The organism is Pseudomonas sp. P4_C3 (assembly GCF_056402075.1).
The window spans coordinates 1-1,451 of sequence record NZ_JBFUIC010000602.1; the positions used below are offsets into that span (position 1 = coordinate 1).

At 59.2% G+C, this 1,451-nt stretch carries 1 protein-coding gene; it reads right to left on the reverse strand.

Annotated elements, in window-relative coordinates:
- Positions 1-147: 147 nt before the first annotated feature.
- The coding region (locus tag AC1DVH_RS31065; protein ID WP_477757009.1) for a glycosyltransferase family 2 protein at positions 148-1,451 on the reverse strand (1,304 nt) is incomplete at its 5' end.

Consider the following 1,451-nt stretch of genomic DNA (forward strand, 5'->3'; position numbering starts at 1 on the left):
GGCTGCGATCTTTTGATCCTGATTCTGAAAATCAAAAGATCGCAGCCTTCGGCAGCTCCTACCGAGTGTGTTGGCATTGAAAAGGGCGATCATTCTAAAGCAAAACGGCGACCCGAAGGCCGCCGTTTGACGTTATCTAATAACGGATTACGCTGTTGCAGGTTCTGGCTCAACCACCGGTTTGGGCAGCGACGACAGGAACGCCATGATCAGCGCTGCGACGTACGGCAGCGACTGCACCAGCAACATGGTGATCCAGAAGCGCATGTCGTTGCTCGGCATGCCGTTCACCAGGTAGATCCCCAGGGCCGCGCCCCACAACAGCAGCATGATGAACATTTCTTCCCGAGCTTCCGAAATCGCCACCCAGAAGCCGTGGTTGTCGGCATTCTTCGGCGTACGGAAGAACGGAATGCTGCTGGTGAAGAAGCCGTACAGCACCGCTTTGGCGATGGTGTGGGACAACGCCAGGCCGGCCAGCGCCGCGCAGAACGCATCCTTCAGATTCACCCCAACCGCACGACGGTAGAGGAAGATGATCTTGGCGACCTTGAACACGAACAGCGCCAACGGCGGGATCGCGAAAATCAGCAGCGGTGGATCGACCCGTTGCGGCACGATGATCATTGCCGCCGACCACAACAGCGCGCCGACGGTGAAGAAGATGTTCATGCCGTCCGCCACCCACGGCAACCAGCCCGCGAGGAAGTGGTAACGCTGGCCACGGGTCAGCTCGGTGTCTTTGCCGCGCAGCAGGCTGGCGGTATGACGCTTGATGATCTGGATCGCTCCGTAAGCCCAGCGGAAACGCTGTTTCTTGAAGTCGATAAAGGTATCGGGCATCAGGCCCTTGCCATAGCTGGTGTGGTAGTACGCCGCCGACAGGCCTTTTTCGAATACCCGCAGGCCCAGTTCGGCATCTTCACAGATGCACCAGTCGGCCCAGCCCAGCTCTTCGAGCACCGAGCGACGGGTCATGGTCATGGTGCCGTGCTGGATGATCGCGTCACGGTCGTTGCGGGTGACCATGCCGATGTGGAAGAAGCCTTTGTATTCCGCGTAGCAGAGCTTCTTGAAGGTGCTTTCGTTCTGGTCGCGGTAATCCTGCGGCGACTGCACCACGGCGATTTTCGGGTCGGCGAAGTGCGGCACCATGTGCTTGAGCCAGTTGCGGTCGACGCAGTAGTCCGAGTCGATCACGGCAATGACTTCGGCATCCTTGGCAGTGTGCGGAATCAGGTAGTTCAACGCGCCGCCCTTGAAGCCGGCCAGCGGTGCCACGTGGAAGAACTTGAAGCGCGGGCCGAGGGTTTCGCAATAATCGCGCACCGGTTCCCAGACCGCCGGGTCCTTGGTGTTGTTGTCGATGATCAGGACTTCGAAGTCCGGATAGTCGAGGTTGGCCAGGGCGTTGAGGGTCTGTTTGACCATCTCCGGCGGCTCGTTGTAGC